Source organism: Sphingobacterium cavernae (assembly GCF_008520265.1).
In the GTDB taxonomy this organism is placed as follows: domain Bacteria; phylum Bacteroidota; class Bacteroidia; order Sphingobacteriales; family Sphingobacteriaceae; genus Sphingobacterium; species Sphingobacterium cavernae.
On sequence record NZ_VIQM01000024.1, the window covers coordinates 45,442 to 65,365 of the forward strand.

Annotated in this window: 18 protein-coding genes; 15 read left to right on the forward strand and 3 right to left on the reverse strand. The window is 36.3% G+C overall.

Going from position 1 to position 19,924, the window contains the following annotated elements; all coding sequences use genetic code 11:
* Positions 1–72 precede the first annotated feature (72 nt).
* The 3 genes from FLS47_RS03680 to FLS47_RS03690 all read left to right on the forward strand — a co-directional run bounded on the left by FLS47_RS03680 (position 73) and on the right by FLS47_RS03690 (position 4,549).
* Entirely contained in the window at positions 73–969 is an 897-nt protein-coding gene (locus FLS47_RS03680) for a LiaI-LiaF-like domain-containing protein (RefSeq protein ID WP_149913042.1), read from the forward strand.
* Between the two features lie 29 nt (positions 970–998).
* A complete protein-coding gene (gene ispG, locus FLS47_RS03685; protein WP_149913043.1) occupies positions 999–2,999 on the forward strand; it encodes a (E)-4-hydroxy-3-methylbut-2-enyl-diphosphate synthase in 2,001 nt (666 codons plus the stop codon).
* A gap of 101 nt (positions 3,000–3,100) precedes the next feature.
* Entirely contained in the window at positions 3,101–4,549 is a 1,449-nt protein-coding gene (locus FLS47_RS03690; RefSeq protein ID WP_149913044.1) for an alpha-L-fucosidase, read from the forward strand.
* Positions 4,550–4,618: 69 nt separating this feature from the next.
* On the opposite strand, the gene FLS47_RS03695 is transcribed toward FLS47_RS03690, so the two are convergent.
* Complete coding sequence (locus FLS47_RS03695) at positions 4,619–5,863, reverse strand: MFS transporter (RefSeq protein ID WP_149913045.1); 1,245 nt, start codon at positions 5,861–5,863, stop codon at positions 4,619–4,621.
* Positions 5,864–5,961: 98 nt separating this feature from the next.
* Between FLS47_RS03695 and fsa the strand changes: the two genes are divergently transcribed.
* The 4 genes from fsa to FLS47_RS03715 all read left to right on the forward strand — a co-directional run bounded on the left by fsa (position 5,962) and on the right by FLS47_RS03715 (position 10,396).
* Positions 5,962–6,621: a fructose-6-phosphate aldolase gene (gene fsa / locus FLS47_RS03700; protein ID WP_149913046.1), complete on the forward strand. Its 660-nt coding sequence runs from the start codon at positions 5,962–5,964 to the stop codon at positions 6,619–6,621.
* An 89-nt stretch (positions 6,622–6,710) separates the two neighbouring features.
* The gene (locus tag FLS47_RS03705; RefSeq protein WP_149913047.1) at positions 6,711–7,175 is read left to right on the forward strand and encodes a Fur family transcriptional regulator; all 465 of its coding nucleotides are present in this window, start codon (positions 6,711–6,713) and stop codon (positions 7,173–7,175) included.
* Between the two features lie 502 nt (positions 7,176–7,677).
* Entirely contained in the window at positions 7,678–9,807 is a 2,130-nt protein-coding gene (rnr, locus tag FLS47_RS03710; protein WP_149913048.1) for a ribonuclease R, read from the forward strand.
* 187 nt (positions 9,808–9,994) lie between these two features.
* A complete protein-coding gene (locus tag FLS47_RS03715) occupies positions 9,995–10,396 on the forward strand; it encodes a hypothetical protein (protein ID WP_149913049.1) in 402 nt (133 codons plus the stop codon).
* Between the two features lie 78 nt (positions 10,397–10,474).
* Here FLS47_RS03715 and FLS47_RS03720 read toward each other — a convergent pair whose 3' ends face one another.
* Entirely contained in the window at positions 10,475–11,461 is a 987-nt protein-coding gene (locus FLS47_RS03720; RefSeq protein WP_149913050.1) for a metallophosphoesterase family protein, read from the reverse strand.
* 115 nt (positions 11,462–11,576) lie between these two features.
* Here FLS47_RS03720 and FLS47_RS03725 point away from each other — a divergent pair, with 115 nt between their 5' ends.
* From FLS47_RS03725 to rpsJ, 6 genes are all read left to right on the forward strand, one after another.
* Complete coding sequence (locus tag FLS47_RS03725; protein ID WP_149913051.1) at positions 11,577–13,436, forward strand: acyltransferase family protein; 1,860 nt, start codon at positions 11,577–11,579, stop codon at positions 13,434–13,436.
* 58 nt (positions 13,437–13,494) lie between these two features.
* Positions 13,495–13,965, forward strand: a complete 471-nt coding sequence (locus tag FLS47_RS03730) for a hypothetical protein (RefSeq protein WP_149913052.1) — start codon at positions 13,495–13,497, stop codon at positions 13,963–13,965.
* A gap of 111 nt (positions 13,966–14,076) precedes the next feature.
* The gene (gene rpsL, locus FLS47_RS03735) at positions 14,077–14,490 is read left to right on the forward strand and encodes a 30S ribosomal protein S12 (protein ID WP_002993550.1); all 414 of its coding nucleotides are present in this window, start codon (positions 14,077–14,079) and stop codon (positions 14,488–14,490) included.
* 19 nt (positions 14,491–14,509) lie between these two features.
* Entirely contained in the window at positions 14,510–14,977 is a 468-nt protein-coding gene (gene rpsG, locus FLS47_RS03740; RefSeq protein ID WP_132778116.1) for a 30S ribosomal protein S7, read from the forward strand.
* A 131-nt stretch (positions 14,978–15,108) separates the two neighbouring features.
* Positions 15,109–17,232 (forward strand): elongation factor G, encoded by a 2,124-nt coding sequence (gene fusA / locus FLS47_RS03745; protein WP_149913053.1) that lies wholly within the window; start codon positions 15,109–15,111, stop codon positions 17,230–17,232.
* Positions 17,233–17,313: 81 nt separating this feature from the next.
* The gene (gene rpsJ, locus FLS47_RS03750) at positions 17,314–17,619 is read left to right on the forward strand and encodes a 30S ribosomal protein S10 (protein WP_039053489.1); all 306 of its coding nucleotides are present in this window, start codon (positions 17,314–17,316) and stop codon (positions 17,617–17,619) included.
* 57 nt (positions 17,620–17,676) lie between these two features.
* On the opposite strand, the gene FLS47_RS03755 is transcribed toward rpsJ, so the two are convergent.
* Entirely contained in the window at positions 17,677–18,393 is a 717-nt protein-coding gene (locus FLS47_RS03755) for a DsbA family oxidoreductase (RefSeq protein ID WP_223225119.1), read from the reverse strand.
* Between the two features lie 140 nt (positions 18,394–18,533).
* Between FLS47_RS03755 and FLS47_RS03760 the strand changes: the two genes are divergently transcribed.
* Together FLS47_RS03760 and FLS47_RS03765 are read left to right on the forward strand one after the other, a co-directional pair.
* Complete coding sequence (locus FLS47_RS03760; protein ID WP_149913054.1) at positions 18,534–19,250, forward strand: 3-ketoacyl-ACP reductase; 717 nt, start codon at positions 18,534–18,536, stop codon at positions 19,248–19,250.
* Positions 19,251–19,462: 212 nt separating this feature from the next.
* Positions 19,463–19,741, forward strand: a complete 279-nt coding sequence (locus FLS47_RS03765; RefSeq protein WP_149913055.1) for a transposase — start codon at positions 19,463–19,465, stop codon at positions 19,739–19,741.
* Positions 19,742–19,924: the final 183 nt, after the last annotated feature.

Consider the following 19,924-nt stretch of genomic DNA (forward strand, 5'->3'; position numbering starts at 1 on the left):
ATAGTTACCAAACATTAAACGACCTTCTTACATTCGTATCATATATAGAAGAATGTATATATTTACACTAATATGAAAAGTAAAATTTCCACCGGCATTTGGCTTGTATTTTTTGGAATCATTGCTTTATTGGACAATTTCAATATCATCGATTTTAATTTTTATGCCATCATAAAATATTGGCCTTTGCTGATTGTTTCCTTAGGTATCAATTTGATATTTCAATATAAAAACTACGGCACGGCTGTAATCATTGCATTAAATATGGCTTTGTGTCTGTTTTTATCTTATGTAGGATATACTTCAACAGATAAGTTTAATTGGTCAAATAAAGTGGTCTTGAATAATATGGCTAACGATACAACAGGGAGCGAACAATCTGTCGAAGTACCTTATTCAGATGAAATAAAGGAACCAAAGTTCACACTGAATATTGGCGCAGCACTGGTTGAAATAGATAGCAATACCAATCAACTTATTGAAGCGAACTCTCAAAGTAAAAGCTTAGGGTTCAACCTAAATAGAATTGATGACAACTTTGAATTAAATGCAGCTATAAGTGACAAAAGCGCCAAGAGCCATAAAATAAATTTAGCACTTAATAGTACTCCTCTTTGGAAGATGACTTTTAATATTGGTGCGGCCAAATTCAACGCAGATTTTTCTGCTCATAAGTTTTCGAAAATGGAAATCAATTCAGGGGCTGCTAACGTAATACTAAAATTAGGACAGCCTACTTTAGATGATGTCAAAATTGAAATAAACACAGCCGCTTCTACAGCTCGACTTTCTTTACCTAGAGATGTGGCTTGTGCCATCGATATGACGACAATTCTTTCAAACAATAAATTAGAAGGATTTACGAAGAAAGATGGGGTATGGCAAACCGATAATTACGAAACCGCAGCTAAAAAATACAATATAGAATTAAACGGTGCTGCGAATTCTCTTAAGATCGATAGATATTAAATCTATAAATAACTACCTTTGTTCTTGAAATGGACACACAACAAAGTTTGATATTGCCAGGTAGTTATTGCAACTCCAAATTAACATATTCACGATTCAAAACGCGTGAAATCCAAATTGGTCATCTTGGAATGGGTGGTGATAATCCTATTCGCATTCAAAGCATGACTACTATTGATACAATGGATACCTTGGGATCGGTCGAACAAACTATTCGCATGGTGGATGCTGGTTGTGAGATTGTGAGAATAACCGCTCCTAGTATCAAAGAAGCCGAAAACTTAGGTAATATTAAGAATGAACTTCGTGCAAGAGGCTATGACGTCCCTTTGGTCGCTGATATTCATTTCACTCCCAATGCCGCAGAAGTAGCTGCACGTCTGATCGAAAAAGTACGTGTCAATCCAGGAAATTACGCGGACAAAAAGAAATTTGATCAAATAGACTATACCGATTCGGCTTATCAAGCTGAATTGGATCGTATTTATAAAAAATTTGCGCCACTTGTTGGTATTTGCAAAGAATACGGCACAGCTATGCGTATCGGGACTAACCACGGTTCGCTTTCGGATCGCATTATGAGCCGCTATGGTGATAGCCCAGAAGGTATGGTCGAATCCGCAATGGAATTCATCCGTATTTGCGAAGATTTGAATTTCTATAACCTATGTGTTTCGATGAAATCGTCGAATCCAAAAGTCATGGTGCAGGCTTACCGACTCTTGGTGGAGAGAATGGTGTCGGAAAACATGAACTATCCATTGCATCTAGGCGTGACAGAAGCTGGTGATGGTGAAGATGGTCGTATCAAATCGGCTGTCGGGATCGGAACCTTACTGGAAGATGGTTTAGGAGATACTGTACGTGTTTCCTTGACAGAAGAACCTGAAAAAGAAACGCCTGTAGCTATTGCATTGGTAAATCGTTACAGCAAAAGAAAAGTTGCGCTAACACAAGAGCCACATAGAGAAATCTTAGCATTAAGTGAAGTTGGTAATACAACTCCTTATGTTTCACGTGAAGTAAATACTTTTGTTGGTGGTTCACTCGTTCCACGTGTCATCATTGATATTTCTGCTAAAAACTTGAAAGATCCATTTATTCTTTCGGAAGTTGGTTACAAATATGATGCAATCAACGATAAATACCACATGGGAGATCAATCGGTAGATTTCGTTTATTTGGCGGATCAATTGCCTTCGTTTACGATGCCGGGCAATCTAAAACAATTGTATAATTACAACACGTGGTTGTCCTTGACAAATAAAGCCAATATTCATCCTGTATATAGCTTAGCAGAATTTAATCAAGCTACGCTAAAAGATTCTGCATTGAATATGGTCCGTATTTCAAATGATGATTTAGCCAACGAAGAATTCAATAACTTACAAATAGACCAAACTGTAGTCTTTTTGTTGGAGACAACACATGCACACGGCATGGCAGATCAACGTCAGTTTTTCGCTAATTTGCAAGAAATTGGTCTAGATAATCCGGTGATTATTCGTCGCAGTTATGCCGCAGAAGATTTCTCTGGTCCTGTTGGTGACATTATGAATCCCGAAGAGCCAATTTCTAAGATTCAATTGTATGCAGCTACAGATTTGGGCGCTTTATTAATCGATGGATTGGGATCTGGAATTTGGATTGATTCCCCTGCAACGCCAACAGATAAACTAGCTTCAGTTTCTTTCGGAATATTACAAGCTACTCGTTCACGTATATCTAAGACAGAATATATTTCTTGCCCAAGCTGTGGACGTACATTGTTCGATTTGCAAGATACGACACAAATGATTCGTTCGCGTACAAATCATCTTAAAGGTTTGAAAATCGGAATCATGGGCTGTATCGTAAATGGTCCAGGTGAAATGGCGGATGCTGATTATGGATACGTAGGTGCTGGTCCTGATAAAATAACACTTTACCGTGGACAAGAAGTGGTAAAGAAAAATGTTTCATCAGCAAATGCTTTAGATGAACTTATAAATATTATCAAGTCCGATGGACTTTGGGTAGAAGAAAGTTAATCTTCATCCCTATAATGAGATTATAAAGCCTTTAGTGTCGATACTAAAGGCTTTTGTTTTTAATGTGTATATTTAAGTCTAAGGAAACCAAAATAAACTTTATGAAAAAACTAATTTTTCTATGCACTTTGCTTATTAGCAGTCTTTCACATGCCCAAAAATTTGAACCGAATTGGGAATCACTGAACAAAAGAGGAATTCCAGAATGGTTTAATCAAGATAAATTCGGAATTTTCATCCATTGGGGAGTATATGCGGTCCCAGCATATGCACCTGTCATCCCGAATAATGGATTAAGTTATTCGGAATGGTATTGGCAACGAATTGCTTCCAAAGAACCAAAATATTGGGATTTTCACACGAAGAATTTCGGAGAAAATTTTACATACGACCAATTTGAGCCAAATTTTAAGGCCGAATTATACAATCCCGCACAATGGGCTGAAGTATTCAAAAATTCAGGCGCAAAATATGTGGTTTTGACATCAAAACATCATGACGGTTATGCATTATGGGATAATCCACAAGCAGATCGCACCTGGGGAAGACCTTGGAATGCGGTTTCTGGCACGCCAAAACGTGATTTGCTTGGTGAATTAACAACTGCTGTACGAGATGCAGGATTGAAAATGGGCTACTATTATTCGCTTTACGAATGGTATAATCCACTATGGCAGTCCGATAAAAAGAAATATATCAACGACCATATGCTTCCTCAATTGAAAGATTTGGTTAACAAACACAAACCATCAATTATTTTTTCAGATGGTGAATGGGACTTATCCGATACCACATGGCGTAGTAAAGAATTCTTGGCTTGGCTTTTCAATGATTCACCTGTAGCCAAAGATGTAGTCGTAAATGATCGTTGGGGTAAAAATACACGTGAGACAAACCACGGAGTGACTTATACGACTTCCGAATATGGTAGCGGCATGAATGCGGATATTGTTTGGGAAGAAAGCCAAGGAATAGGTCATTCCTACGGTTACAACCGTAATGAAAATATCAATGATTACAAAACTTCAAAAGAACTGTTATTATTACTTATTGATATTGTCGCACGTGGCGGAAATTTACTACTCGACATTGGTCCTACATCCGATGGAAGAATACCAGTTATTATGCAAGAGCGTCTGACCGAAATGGGTGACTGGCTTAAAGTAAATGGAGAAGCAATTTACGGCACTAAAACTGTTAAAAATCCATACCAATGGAGTTCAACTAACATTCCAAAGAAAGATGACAAAAGCTATATGGCAGGATACAGTGCAGCAAAACTGGTAGAACCAAAAGCTGATGTAGCACATGTAGAATTATTTTTCACCATGAAAGACAAGGATCTTTATGCTTTCTTACCAAAGTACCAGTCAAAGGTCGTGTTGAAAGATTATAATATCAAGTCTAATACGACTGTAACTATTTTAGATTCTTCAAAAGTTTTAAAAGCTAAAAATATTGGAAAGAATTGTGAGGTGGATTTATCAGGCTTTAAACCAGGAGAAATCGCTGGAGAATTATTGGTATTGAAATTTAAGAATATACTATAATTGTTTATTGTAAATTTATAACGAAAAGGACTAGTAATTTAATTACAAGTCCTTTTTAGATTAATAATCTTATTTCTTCCAACTTGAATAATCAATTTTAAAAAGTTTCCGATGCAAGTGTATTCGTAGATAAATATAAAATCCAATTGAAATAGCTACGCCAACGCCTCCCATAATATATAGCGCATTTTTGAGTCCCACAGACTCCGCAATAGCACCTGTCAATAAACTTCCGATTGGAAATATCCCTTGGAAAGCCATTACATAATAGGACATAATTCGGGCTCTATAAGAAGACATCGAATGAGTTTGGATATAAGTATTGATACTTGAATTTTGCATCATCATCGCAAAGGAAACAGCCACTGTGAAGAAAATTGCTGAAGGTAGGTAATGTGCATAAGCCAAAAGCAATAACGAAATCCCCATCATCAAGGCAGAAAACATGACCCTATACCGAAGATTTTCTCCTGTCTTAAGACTTGCCATACGTATCGCACCAATCATTGCGCCTAGGCCTGCTGCCGACTCAAACCAAGAAAATGTTGTTTCATCACCATTGAACAAATCTCGAGCAACAGCGGGCAACAAGGAAGTATATGGGATGACAAACAAACTTGAGAATGTCATAATCACTATCAATGACGCCAAATGCGGTGAACGCTTTAGGTAATCGAAACCGTCGCGTAGCCCTTGCCACGTGGAACTTCCATTTTTCCTTATAATAGGTTTTTCAATCACCTTCATCAAGGACAAAGTCGTCAGTACGGGGATAAAACTTAGAAAATTCATTAGGAAACAAACAAATTCTCCATAGGTACTAAGCAAAATCCCACCAATAGCAGGCCCAACCATACGAGCAGCATTAAAAACTGATGAATTCAGGGCTATTGCATTGGGTAAATCCTTACGATTGTCGATTAAAGAAGAGAGTAAAGCTTGTCTTCCTAAGACATCAAATGCATTGATTACGCCTTGAACAAATCCCAATACACACAACCAAATGACAGTCTCCCAACCAAAATAAACTACTAACGCCAGTACGCCAGCTTGAATCATCAAAAGAATTTGCGTCCACACCACAAGCCGATACTTCGATCTTCCGTCCACAAAAGATCCAATAAACGGAGATAAGAAAAGTGATGGAGATAAGGATACAAATGAAACGAAACCCAACCAAAATACAGAGTTTGTTAGCTCATATACCAACCAACTGATAGCTATTCGCTGCATCCAGGTACCTAATAGCGACAACGACTGTCCTATCGTATGCAATCTGAAATTCGGATAGTGCAACGATCTGAAAATTTCCATGAGAACGATATAGCTTTTAATCTGAATAAATAACTACCTTTGTAACAGCTAAAATTATAGATAGTTTTAAATTTATTAAAATACAACAAAACCAAACAATGAAGTTTTTTATCGACACAGCCAACTTGGCTCAAATTAAAGAAGCACAAGACTTAGGTGTATTAGACGGTGTAACTACTAATCCAAGCCTAATGGCTAAGGAAGGAATCTCTGGCGACGAAAATGTAATCAATCACTACAAAGCAATCTGCGAAATCGTGGATGGTGATGTAAGTGCAGAAGTTATCTCTACAGATTACGAAAGCATGATCAAAGAAGGAGAAGCATTAGCTGCTTTAGATTCTAAGATTGTAGTTAAAATTCCTATGATCAAAGACGGCGTTAAAGCGATCAAATATTTTAGCCAAAAAGGTATAAAAACAAATTGTACATTGGTATTTTCAGCGGGTCAAGCATTGTTAGCAGCTAAAGCTGGAGCGACTTATGTATCTCCATTTGTAGGTCGTTTGGATGACATTTCAGTAGATGGTTTAGGCCTTATCGAAGAGATCCGTTTGATCTATGACAACTACGGTTTCACGACTCAAATCTTAGCTGCTTCAGTACGTCATAGCGCGCATCTTTTAGGTTGTGCGAAGATCGGTGCAGATGTTATGACTGGTCCATTATCGGTAATCACAGCGTTGTTAAAACACCCATTAACGGATAGCGGTCTTGCTCAATTTTTAGCGGATCACGCGAAAGCTGCGGGCAAATAATACACCCCCAAATACAGCTTAATAAAGCCTCTCTGACCACGCGTTAGAGAGGCTTTATTATACCAGCAATTATTCGTAAATTTACTCCTATGAAAACAACAGGTCACGAGGCACACAACCACAATCATCCCACAGATTTTACACAACTTTTAAAGTCAAATGGCTTGAAAGTTACGAAGCCTCGTCTGCGTGTATTGGAAGTTATTTCTGACAAAAAGACAGCCATTACACAACCTGATTTGGAGAAAGTTTTCGGTGCTGAAATAGACCGCGTAACCTTATATAGAATTCTTGCATCATTCGAAGAGAAAGGAATCTTACATAAGATTTTCGACTTGCAAGGTACAGCAACTTACGCTATCTGTTCGACTAAATGTTCGGCTGATCACCACCACGATCAGCACGTACACTTCATCTGTTCGGTATGCAACAGTGTATACTGTTTGGATGAAATCTCCGTTCCCAAAATCAATATCCCCACTAATTTTTCCTTACACGCTATCGCAATAAATGCCGTTGGTATTTGTGCTGGGTGTCAAGTACAGCAGGATTAAAGTAAGTTATTAGTAATTCATTCTAAAGATTTCTCTCGCATATATTACATGTGGGAAAAGGATCTTTGTTGTCATTTTTTAAGCACATTTTAAGCAAAAAAATCCAAAATATTTTTAGCTAAAAAATACTTATATATTTATTTTCCAATGTATTAAATATGCTAAAATAACAAATTAAATTATATGAATATTTTTCGAAAACACATACATTTTCAACAGCACCTCATAAACCTCTATTAAACACAGTTTAAAAAACATAATTTTAGCAAAACAAAAAGCCAAAACAATGTAATTCAAAAACTTATAATAGCTAAAATAAACAAAAAGTTAATAAATGTAATCTTAACAGTCCTTCACATCCCCTTGACTCAAAACTTTCGAAAACTCTGGCAGTATTGTTGTATATTAGTATTAGATTTTTTAGGGCATCACTTACAGGGAAACACCTCTCCTCTACCCTGCCTTAATTCATCTAAATAAAAAACAAATACGAATAACTCATATGAAGAGCAAAAAAGAAAATCCATATAAAGACGTAATAACTCAAATGATAATTGATGTGTTTGAGAAAAATGGCAACCAACTGATGAACTACAAACAGGTGGCCGCAAAACTTAACATCACCGATACAGATTCCAAAATAACTATAGCAGATATATTAAACGACGCTTCAAAACAGGGACACTTTCAACAACCCGAAAGAGGTAAATTCAAACTACGGCAATTGAACGTATACATCACCGGAACTGTCGATATGACAGCTGACGGTTCAGCCTATATTGTACCCGAGGATGAACTCGAAAATGACATCTTCGTCGCACCTCGAAAGTTGCGTCAAGCACTCCATGGTGACACCGTGAAAGTGCACGTTTATGAACGCAAAAAAGGTAGAAAAAGAGAAGGTGAAATTGTCGAGATTTTACACCGCGCAAAGACAGATTTCACAGGCACAATTGACATCTCCAAAACCTATGCATTCTTCCTTCCGGATGATCGAAAAATGCTGCACGACATCTTCATTCCACTAGACAATTTGAATGGTGCACAGAATGCAGAAAAGGTCGTCGTGTCTATTATCGAGTGGCCCAAAAATGCAAAGAATCCTATAGGAAAAGTGAAAGCTGTATTGGGCAAAAAAGGAGAGAATAATACGGAGATGAATGCCATCCTTGCGGACTTCGGATTCCCATTGGAATTTCCAAAAGAGGTTGAGCAAGCAGCCCTAAATATTCCGGAAGAAATAAGCCAAGAAGAGATTTCCTTACGTCGTGATTTCAGAAATATTTTAACATTCACGATCGATCCTTTTGATGCTAAAGATTTTGATGATGCGATTTCATTCCAAGTTTTAGAAAATGGAAATTATGAGATTGGCGTGCACATTGCAGACGTGTCTCATTATGTAACGCCAGATTCTATTTTAGATAAAGAAGCATTCCAACGTGGCACTTCGGTATATCTGGTTGACCGCGTAATACCGATGCTTCCTGAGCGTCTTTCTAACAATCTTTGTTCGTTAAGACCGAACGAAGATAAGCTCACGTTTTCCGCAGTATTTGAAATAGACGAAAAAGCCAACGTCGTCGATCAATGGTTTGGTCGCACCGTAATTCATTCCGATCGTCGCTTCACCTATGAAGAAGCGCAAGAGATTATCGAGAATAAAGAAGGAGATCATTCCGAAGCTATCCTAAAATTAAATGAGCTGGCTTATATTCTGCGTGAACGCAAATTCAAAAATGGCGCTATCAGTTTCGAAAGCGAAGAAGTAAAATTTCATTTGGATGAAAATGGAAAACCTTTGGGCGTGTACACGAAAGTTCGTAAAGACGCGCACAAACTTATCGAGGACTTCATGCTTTTGGCAAATCGCAAAGTAGCAGAATATATCGGTAAGCAAGGAAAAGGTAAAAACAAATTAGGTTTTATATACCGTTTCCACGATGTCCCAAAACCTGATGCCTTAGCTAGCTTCTCCCTATTTGCTGCAAAATTTGGGCACAAGTTGCTTACTAAAAATGATAAAGAAACTGCCAAATCATTGAATGAGCTGATGACAAAAATTGAGGGTTCCAAAGAACAAAACATGTTGACATCATTAGCCGTTCGCTCTATGGCAAAAGCTATTTATACAACCAAAGGCTCATCCCACTATGGATTGGCTTTTGATTATTACACACACTTCACCTCTCCTATCCGTCGATATCCTGATGTAATGGTGCATCGTTTATTGCAGTACTATTTAGATGGCGGCACAAAAGTAAATACGGAGCACTACGAAAAGCTTGCTGAACATTCTTCTCAAATGGAGAAACGTGCGGCAGAAGCTGAACGCGCTTCAATCAAATACAAACAAGCAGAATTCTTACAAGATCAAGTTGGTGTAGAATACACAGGCATCGTATCTGGTGTGACAGAATGGGGAATGTATGTAGAGATTCAAGAAAATAAATGTGAAGGTATGGTACGCTTACGCGATATCACGGATGACTTTTACACGCTAGATGAGAAGAATTACGCCATCATCGGCCAACGTAAAAAGAAAACTTACCAACTGGGTGATGAAGTTCAAATCAAAGTAAAGAAAGTAGATTTGGAAAAAAGACAAATTGATTTTACTTTGTTATCATAAAACAAGAAGACCGCTAATGAAAATTAGCGGTCTTCTTGTTCAAATATATGATTAAAAATGACATAATAAATTTAAAAAATATTAGGAATAAATTTCAACAAGCAAAACGATCAATATAATAAAAACTGTTATTTAGTTAGGTACGATATTTGAATATTATTTTTACCGTTAAAATAATTTAATTAAAATGAAAAGAAACCAGTTTTTTAAAGCTTTACTTGGATCGACTCTTGTTTTATCTTCAATTCTTGTTATATCTTGTGACAAAGACGATAAAAAATCACCTCAAGATAATAGCAAGGTGAAAATACAATATAAATTCATTGGCTCAGAAGGTGTAAACATTGGCACAGTGGTTTATTATAGTGGAACCAGTCCTGTTACGAATACATCAGAAAATAAAGGCTCTACATGGACCAGTCCTGAAGTCGAAGTTGGAAAACTATACGCTATTGCATCTGCAAATGCGATTGGCACATCTGACAACTCTACACTAAAAGCACAAATAATACAGGACGGAAAAGTTATAAAAGAAAATTCCGTTTCAACGGGAAAAGCTCTAACCACAAATATTAATCTTAATGATTAAGTTTTTAGATATTTCTTCTTCTATAAAAAATACGAAGACTAAAATAATTTCAATAAATACATTTTTGTTGAAATTATTTTAGTCTTTCCACCTAATTACCCTTCCATTAAACCCTTCAACAGAGTCTGGCAATGACTCTAAAAGAATATGACGATGCGAAGCTGGTTCATACCCTGTTATTTTGATATTTCCTATACCTTTTTGCCTTGGCAATTCTAATACGGCATAAGCTTTGGTAGCTTTGACTGGATGACCTAAGATTTCACGAGGACCACCACCTAAACAGCCTGCATGCAATAGTGTTATTTGCTCTTTTGTAGCTGGATAGTACGCATGCTGATGTCCAGAAATATACATATTCACATTATTTTCTTTCAGAAAATTCAACGTTTCATCCGCATCATTTAGCACTTCGCCTTTTTTATTTTTTGCCGCTACAATAGCGTACAAAGGCAAATGCCCTAAAACAATACGCGCTCGCGATTTAGTTGCAGCAGATGTTGCTAATTGTTCTTTCATCCATGATTTTACTTCAGCAGGAATAACAGAGGAAGAAGCATCCCAACTGATGAAGAATACATTATTTTTGATATATGAAAAATAGTACGGAAAATGAGTATCATCTACATACGTTAAATTTGCCTTGTGTTTGTTCATCTTCCAAAATGAAGAAGCAGCATTCCTATCCAAATGATAACTTGGAGAAGCGTCGTGATTTCCCATTGTAAAACCAAATGGGATGCCTAACTGATTGATTGGCGTAAGAACAGACTGATCAAATGCCAGCCACATCGAATCCAAACGTGATGCTGTCAATGACGCTTTCTGCCCTGCCACCATATCGCCCCCACACAAGATTATATCTGGTTGAATATCTTTGACGCGTTTCACCACATCATGGACTTCCTTGCTGTAGCCAACGGAACCATAGCTATCATTGAGATCCGAAATTAAAAGAATTTTAAGATTTCTATTTTTCGAATCCATCTGCTTGTGCTGTGTTACACAAGAAGCAAACAGCACACAAAAAGCGAAGCTTGATGCAATAAATTTTGGTAGATTCATGCCTCAAAGTTAAAGAAAGCTAATTAAAATACATGGAAAGAAAAGGGTTTCTATGGTTTGTAAATAAGTAATTTTATAATAAGGAAGAATTTACAGAGTTTTGCACCACAAATTAATGGATTTCAGATACGATATTGGCTTTTTGCGGGCTATAGCTGTTATTGCTGTAGTATTCTTTCATTTTCAAATACCTTATTTCCAAGGAGGCTTCATTGGCGTGGATATATTCTTTGTGATCTCCGGATATTTGATGACCGCAAACATATTAAAAGGCTTTCAAAACGGAAGTTTTAGTTTTAAATCATTTTACAGCAAAAGAGCACAGCGAATACTCCCAGCTTTGTTATTTATGCTAATTGTTGTGTGCATTGTTTCTTATTTCGCTCTACTTCCTAAAGATATTCATACGCTCAACCATTACGCTATTAGTAGTATATTATTCATCTCAAATATTTCCTACTATTTGAATAGCGGTTATTTTGATAACGCATCACTCACAAACTTTTTGCTACACACTTGGTCTTTATCTATAGAGTGGCAATTTTACTTCCTATATCCATTAATATTATTTCCTTTCAGATATAAAATCAAGACGAACAGATTGGTATTAAAAGCATTTTTCACAATCTCTATTGGTTTATCTTTTTCGTTGATGAAATTTTATGAGGAAAAAGATATTAATTTAGCATTTTATATACTACCAACACGAGCATGGGAAATGCTCATTGGTGGCGTGCTAGTAGTTTTTGAGAAGAATATACAATGGACTGGATTGGCACGAAAATCAATGTGCGTCCTTGGCTTGGTAATATTATGCGCATGCATATATTTACTCAATGAAAAAGAAATTACCTGGCCCTCCTACTATACTTTGTTCCCAGTTATAGCTACCGCTTTAATAATTATTTCGAATGCAGAGTTACGATTATTTAAAATTCAACTCTTACAGTATTTTGGAAACATTTCATATTCACTCTACCTTTGGCATTGGCCTCTGTTTGTATTCACCTATTACTTTGCAATAACACATTTCTCAACGCCTGTTTTTTTATTTCTACTATCCCTATTTTTTGCCAGCTTATCGTATTATCTTATTGAAAAAAATAAAAATTTCTCCTCTTTGAAATTTATTCTTACAACAAGTTTTGTTGGCATACTATTATTAATGGGATTAAACCACTACAAATCAAACCTTGATGATTCTGAAATTCATTTTCTATCCCATTACAATAAAACATATAGAGAAAAATACTTAGACTTACAATTTCGCAAAGGTGCTTGTCATATCGATGTCGACAATACATTTGAACAATTTGACCAAAAAGGGTGCTTGTTCATCAACAAAACAAAAAAGAATATCCTTTTGATTGGAGATAGTCATGCAGGAGCATTGGCACATAGCTTTGCGGAGCAATTGAAAAAAAAGAATATTAATTTTCTACAGGCCACGGTATCCACTACCTACCCTTTACTGAAAACAAAGGGGCCTAAAAATTCCATAAAATTAATTGATTTTGTATACGATGAATTCTTACCAAGAAATGCAAAACATATAGACAAGGTATATATAACTGCTTTTTGGGGTTCAGGACAATATGATGCCAATACCTTAAAAATAAAAATTCAGGATTTAATAGCTTACTTAGACAATCACAAAATCAATTACACTATCATAGGACAAACACCTGCCTATACCATGGGGTTTCCAGAGATATTAGCTTTGGAAATGAAAACAAACACTTCTCTAGAAGAAAGATATATTTTGAAACAAGCTGTAACGTACAATAACTTCTTATCAAATGAACTCAACTCAAATGTATATCTTGATATAAGCAAATTTCAATTTATAAAATATATTGACAGAGAAAGCTACATGTACGATGATGACCACCTAAGCATTTTTGGGGCAGATCAACTGGTAAACCATATACTCCATCAAAATAAATTATTTAATTTAAAAAATTCCTTCGATTAAAATTAATATTAAAGAAATATTTCTTACTTTTATTAACTCTCGTTTCAACAGGAAATCCATGCGATTAATAATATGTCTTTTATTGGTTTTAAATCTAACTTGCTGCAGCAAAGACGATTATTACTCCTACAATGCCGTTCCTCTACTCACCAAAATAGACTGGCAGATTGACACAGAAGACATAAATCCAGAAGTTAATCCTGAAAACGCTATTTTTGAATCGTTTGAAATTCCTGGAACAATAAACTGTGAATTGCCTCATAAATTCAAATTCAATTTAAACAACATATTGACGCAATATCTAATAGCTCCTCATTGCTATTATTCAAGAGAAAGGAATATTTATTCATATTCATTAGACACAAAAAACAATTTACTTACCATCAATAAATTTGTGCAAAATGATCCCTCCACGCCCTTAGAAGATATAGAATACCGGATTTTACTATTAAATGAGAAGCAATTAAAGTTATCTTATCTAGAGAATAATCAACAAAAAATACGTTCATTTAAACCCTATCAGAAATAAGTACTACCTCCCTGAACTTTTTTCTACACAACACTTTACAATTCAAAATCTTTCTTTATCTTTGCAGTCTTAAAAGATTTTTTAACAAAAATTAAAAACAAAAACAGGTAAATGCCTACTATTCAACAATTAGTTAGAAAAGGTAGAGTAGCTCTGGTTGACAAGAGTAAGTCACCAGCGTTGGACTCATGTCCACAGCGAAGAGGTGTATGTACACGTGTATATACTACTACCCCTAAAAAACCAAACTCAGCAATGCGTAAAGTAGCTCGTGTACGTTTAACAAACGGTAAAGAGGTAAACGCTTACATCCCTGGAGAAGGTCACAACTTACAAGAGCACTCGATCGTATTGATCCGTGGTGGTCGTGTGAAAGATTTACCAGGTGTACGTTACCACATCATCCGTGGTGCATTAGATACTTCAGGTGTAGCAGGTCGTAACCAACGTCGTTCGAAATACGGAACTAAGCGTCCTAAACCAGGACAAGCAGCTGCAGCTCCAGCAAAAGGTAAAAAGAAATAATTAAGCGGAGGAAAGAAAAATGAGAAAATCAAAACCAAAAAAGAGAATCATTTTACCTGATCCAAAGTTTAATGACGTTCAGGTAACACGTTTCGTAAATAATATGATGTTCGATGGTAAAAAATCTATCGCTTACTCAATTTTTTACGATGCAGTAGAATTAGTAGAATCAAAAACACAAGAAAACGGTTTAGAGACTTGGAAAAAAGCTTTAAACAACGTTATGCCTGCTGTTGAAGTTAAATCTCGCCGTGTAGGTGGTGCTAACTTTCAAGTACCTATGGAAGTACGTCCAGAGCGTAAAATCGCTTTAGGTATGAAATGGTTAATTTCTTATGCTCGCAAACGTGGTGAAAAAACTATGTTTGAGAAATTAGCAGGAGAAATCATTTCAGCTTCTAAAGGTGAAGGTGCTGCTGTTAAGAAGAAAGAAGATACGCACAAAATGGCTGAGGCTAACAAAGCGTTCTCACACTTCAGATTCTAATTTTGAAAGCAACACAATAAATATGATTACACCGACTATTGATAAAAGATTATTCCTTTATCAAAGTCGGTGTACTTATTTAATTACTGCATTAAAAGAAAACGTCGAAAGACAAATTGCATAAAAACAAAATGGCAAAAGATTTAAAATTAGTTAGAAATATCGGTATCGCTGCGCACATCGATGCTGGTAAAACTACAACTACAGAGCGTATTTTATTTTACTCTGGAGTAAACCACAAGTTGGGAGAAACGCACGAAGGTTCTGCAACTACTGACTGGATGGCACAAGAGCAAGAGCGTGGTATCACGATCACTTCTGCTGCTGTAACAGTATTCTGGAATTACCGTGGCAACAAATACCAAGTAAACGTAATCGATACTCCTGGACACGTGGATTTCACGGTTGAGGTAAATCGTTCATTACGTGTATTAGACGGATTAGTATTCTTATTCTCTGCTGTTGATGGTGTTGAGCCTCAATCAGAGACTAACTGGCGTTTAGCTGATGGATACAAAGTTCCTCGTATTGGTTTCGTAAACAAAATGGACCGTTCAGGTGCTGACTTCTTAAAAGTTGTTGGTCAAGTAAAATCAATGTTAGGTTCTAACGCTGTAGCATTACAATTACCAATCGGTGCAGAAGATGGTTTCGAAGGTGTAGTTGACTTAATCAACAACCGTGGTATGGTGTGGAATGAGGCTGATAAAGGTATGACTTTTACAGAAGTTCCTATCCCTGCTGACATGGAGGAAGAAGTAGCTGAGTACCGTGAGAAATTATTAGAAGCAGTAGCTTCTTATGATGAGTCATTGATGGAGAAATTCTTCGATGATCCTAATTCATTGACTGAGCGCGAAATCTTAAATGCATTACGTGCTGCTGTATTAGACAATGCTATCGTTCCTATGGTTTGTGGTTCATCTTTCAAAAACAAAGGTGTACAAACTATGCTTGATTTAGTAATGGAATTATTACCTTCTCCATTAGATATCGAAGCTGTAACTGGTACTAACCCTAATACAGGTGAAGAAATTTCACGTAAACCATCTGAGTCTGAGCCTTTCGCAGCATTAGGATTTAAAATCGCGACTGACCCATTCGTAGGTCGTTTATGTTTCGTACGTGCATATTCAGGAGTATTAGAAGCTGGTTCTTATGTATTGAACACGCGTTCAGGTAACAAAGAGCGTATCTCTCGTATCTTCCAAATGCACGCTAACAAGCAAAATCCAATCGAAAGAATTGGGGCTGGTGATATCGGTGCTGTTGTTGGTTTCAAAGACATCAAAACTGGTGATACTTTGTGTGATGAGAAGAACCCTATCGTTCTTGAGTCAATGGTATTCCCTGAGCCAGTTATCGGTTTAGCTATTGAGCCTAAAACACAAGCTGACGTTGATAAATTAGGTATTGGTCTTGGTAAATTAGCTGAAGAGGATCCTACATTCGTAGTAAAAACTGACGAAGATACTGGTCAAACAGTAATCTCAGGTATGGGTGAGCTTCACTTAGATATCTTAATCGACCGTTTACGTCGTGAATTCAAAGTTGAGGTAAACCAAGGTGCTCCTCAAGTAGCATACAAAGAGTCTATCACAGGTACTACAGAACACCGTGAGGTATACAAAAAACAATCAGGTGGTCGTGGTAAATTCGCGGATATCAAAGTTGTTATCTCTCCTGCTGATGAGGATTGGGATGTAGCTAAAAACCCTCTTCAATTCGTTAATGAAATCGTTGGTGGTGCTATTCCAAGAGAATACATTCCTTCTGTTCAAAAAGGTTTTGAATCTTCAATGAAAAACGGTGTATTAGCTGGTTATCCATTGACTGGTATGAAGGTTCGTTTGATTGATGGTTCATTCCACGCAGTCGATTCAGATTCATTATCATTCGAATTAGCTGGTAAAATGGCTTACCGTGAAGCATTACCTAAATGTTCTCCAGTATTATTAGAGCCTATCATGAAAGTGGAGGTATTGACTCCAGAAGAAAACATGGGTGATGTAATGGGTGACTTAAACCGTCGTCGTGGTCAGATGCAAGGTCTTGACACGCGTAATGGTGCTCAAGTAATCAAAGCTATCGTTCCCTTATCAGAAATGTTTGGTTATGTAACTCAATTACGCACTATTACTTCAGGTCGTGCAACTTCTACTATGGAATTCGATCACTTCGCTGAAGCTCCTCGTAACGTTTCTGACGAAGTAATCTCAAAATCAAAAGGTAAAATCAAATCTATCGAAGAATAATAATCTTTGATAATTCAAAATAAACCGGTCTCCTATTGTGAATAGCTCTAATAGGAGATCATTTTAAAAAACAAATATAAAATGAGCCAAAGAATCAGAATCAAATTGAAATCTTACGATTACAATTTAGTTGACAAATCAGCTGAGAAAATCGTAAAAACAGTAAAACCTACAGGTGCAGTAGTTTCAGGTCCTATTCCTCTTCCTACTGAGAAAAAAATCTATACAGTTTTACGTTCACCACACGTTAACAAAAAAGCACGTGAGCAATTCCAATTATGTTCTTACAAAAGACTTTTGGATATCTACTCATCAAATGCTAAAACTGTTGACGCATTGATGAAACTTGAATTACCTTCAGGTGTTGAAGTTGAAATCAAAGTGTGATAGATTTCAGTACTGAAAAAGAAAATCCTTCTCCCATAAAGAGAAGGATTTTTTATTTTAATCACATCCATCAGAGCCGCAAGTTGGTCCATCGCTAGTATTCTGAATTTGAATCGGATCAGCTTTTGATTGCCATTCTGAATAAGCTTTTTCTAATGTCTGGATAAATAACTCAACTGGCTGTGCGCCAGAAACAGCATATTTACGATCATACACAAAGAAAGGAACTCCTTGTACTCCAATCTGACGTGCTTCATTAATATCCATTTTCACTTCGTGATCCAACGAACCATCTACGACAACTTTTTGGTAAGCTACATCATCTAGACCTACTTGCTTAGCAATATCTTTAACCACTTCTATATCGTCGATATTTTTACCTTCGGTAAAATATGATTGAAATAATAATTCTTCTACTTCATCTTGCTTTCCAAATTGCTTAGCAAAATGTGTCAACACATGCGCTTTAAAAGAATTGGCTACAACGGACTTATCAAAGTTATATTCCAACCCTTCTCCCTTTGCCATTTGTGTTACTTGAGCATTCAAAGCTTTTGCTTGCTCTAAAGGCATTCCTTTATGCTGTGCTAAATATTCGTTAATGTTAATAGAAGTATCCGTTTGCATACCAGGATTCAACTGAAAACTTTTCCATTCGACATCAATTTTATCCTTTAGCGATGTGTTCTCTAATGATTTTTCAAATCGACGCTTACCTATGTAACAGAATGGACACATTACATCGCTCCATATTTCAATTTTCATTTTATTCATGGCAATTCTATTTTATTTAAAACTACAAAGAGAGTCAGAAAAATTCGTCACAACAGCGTAAATACAAAAGCATTAAAAAATAAATCCTAATATATAAATCATATAACATTGGAATAATATTAGTTTTTATAATTTTGAATATGGAAAATTTACAAGGAAAATATGCGCTAATTACAGGTGCAGGGCGTGGTTTAGGTAAAGCAACAGCTCTAGCGTTCGCTAAAGAAGGCATACATGTTGCAATCACAGGGAGAAATGAATCTAACTTAATTGATACTGTAAAAGAGTTAAAAGCTTTAGGTGTGCAAGCTACTTATAAGGTTTTTGATATCACTGATTACGATGCTGTAGAAAAAGCTGTTCAAGAACTAAATGTGGAATTTGGTATGTTTGATATTTTGGTAAATAATGCCGGTATTGCTTCTTTTGGATCGTTAGTAGACATGAATGTAAAAACATGGACAGATATTATTAACACCAATTTATTTGGTACGTATTACGTTACAAAAGCTGTATTGCCACAATTGATCGAAAAAAATCAAGGTGACATTATCAATGTATCTTCTACAGCAGGATTAAATGGTGCAGCAACAACTTCGGCATATAGTGCTTCTAAATTTGGTGTTATTGGTTTATCTGACTCTTTAATGCGTGAAGTGCGTAAAAACAATATTCGTGTTTGTACTTTAATGCCTTCGACAATAGCGTCGGACATGTCTATTGACTTAAAATTAACAGATGGAGATACAGAAAAAGTTTTACAACCTGAAGATTTTGCAGAATTAATCGTTGCTAATTTAAAATTACCAAGAAGAGCTATGTTGAAATCTGCATCTTTGTGGTCAACAAATCCATAAAACACAATACTCCCAAATATTGGGAGTATTGTTTCCATTATAACCTATAATTTTATTTTCTTTAAGAATGTAAAAAAGCTTCAGGTTTCCCTGAAGCCTAATTTAATTACACACACTCTACTTACTTTTAACACATCGTACGGAATTAGCACGTCTTATCATACTACCCAACTACTGGACAACTGCATAAATGTTTAAATTAGCAGTTGAGAATGAAAAAAGAACGCAGGAAATTCAGTGCAAGCTTTAAGGCTAAGGTAGCCATAGAAGCCATCAAAGAGCAGCAGACTATCCAAGAGCTGGCGGTTAAATATGAGTTACATCCCACCCAGATCAACACCTGGAAACGGGAATTTCTGGATAATGCAGAATCTGTTTTTACCACAGAGAAGTCTTCTTCAAAAGACGATTCCAAGGAAAAGGAACTTTACTCCAAGATTGGGGAGTTACAGATACAGGTGGATTTCTTAAAAAAAGTATTGGGCAAATGAGCTTAGAAGAGAAACGCGGTCTTGTTTGCCCCTCTTATAAGAAAATGAGCGTTTACAGACAGTGCAAGGTTATGGAGTTACCCCGTAGCAGTTATTATTTTAAACCCAAGGGGGAATCCCTATTCAACCTACAGGTTATGAATGCGATAGATCGTAAATTCCTGGACTGTCCATTTTACGGGG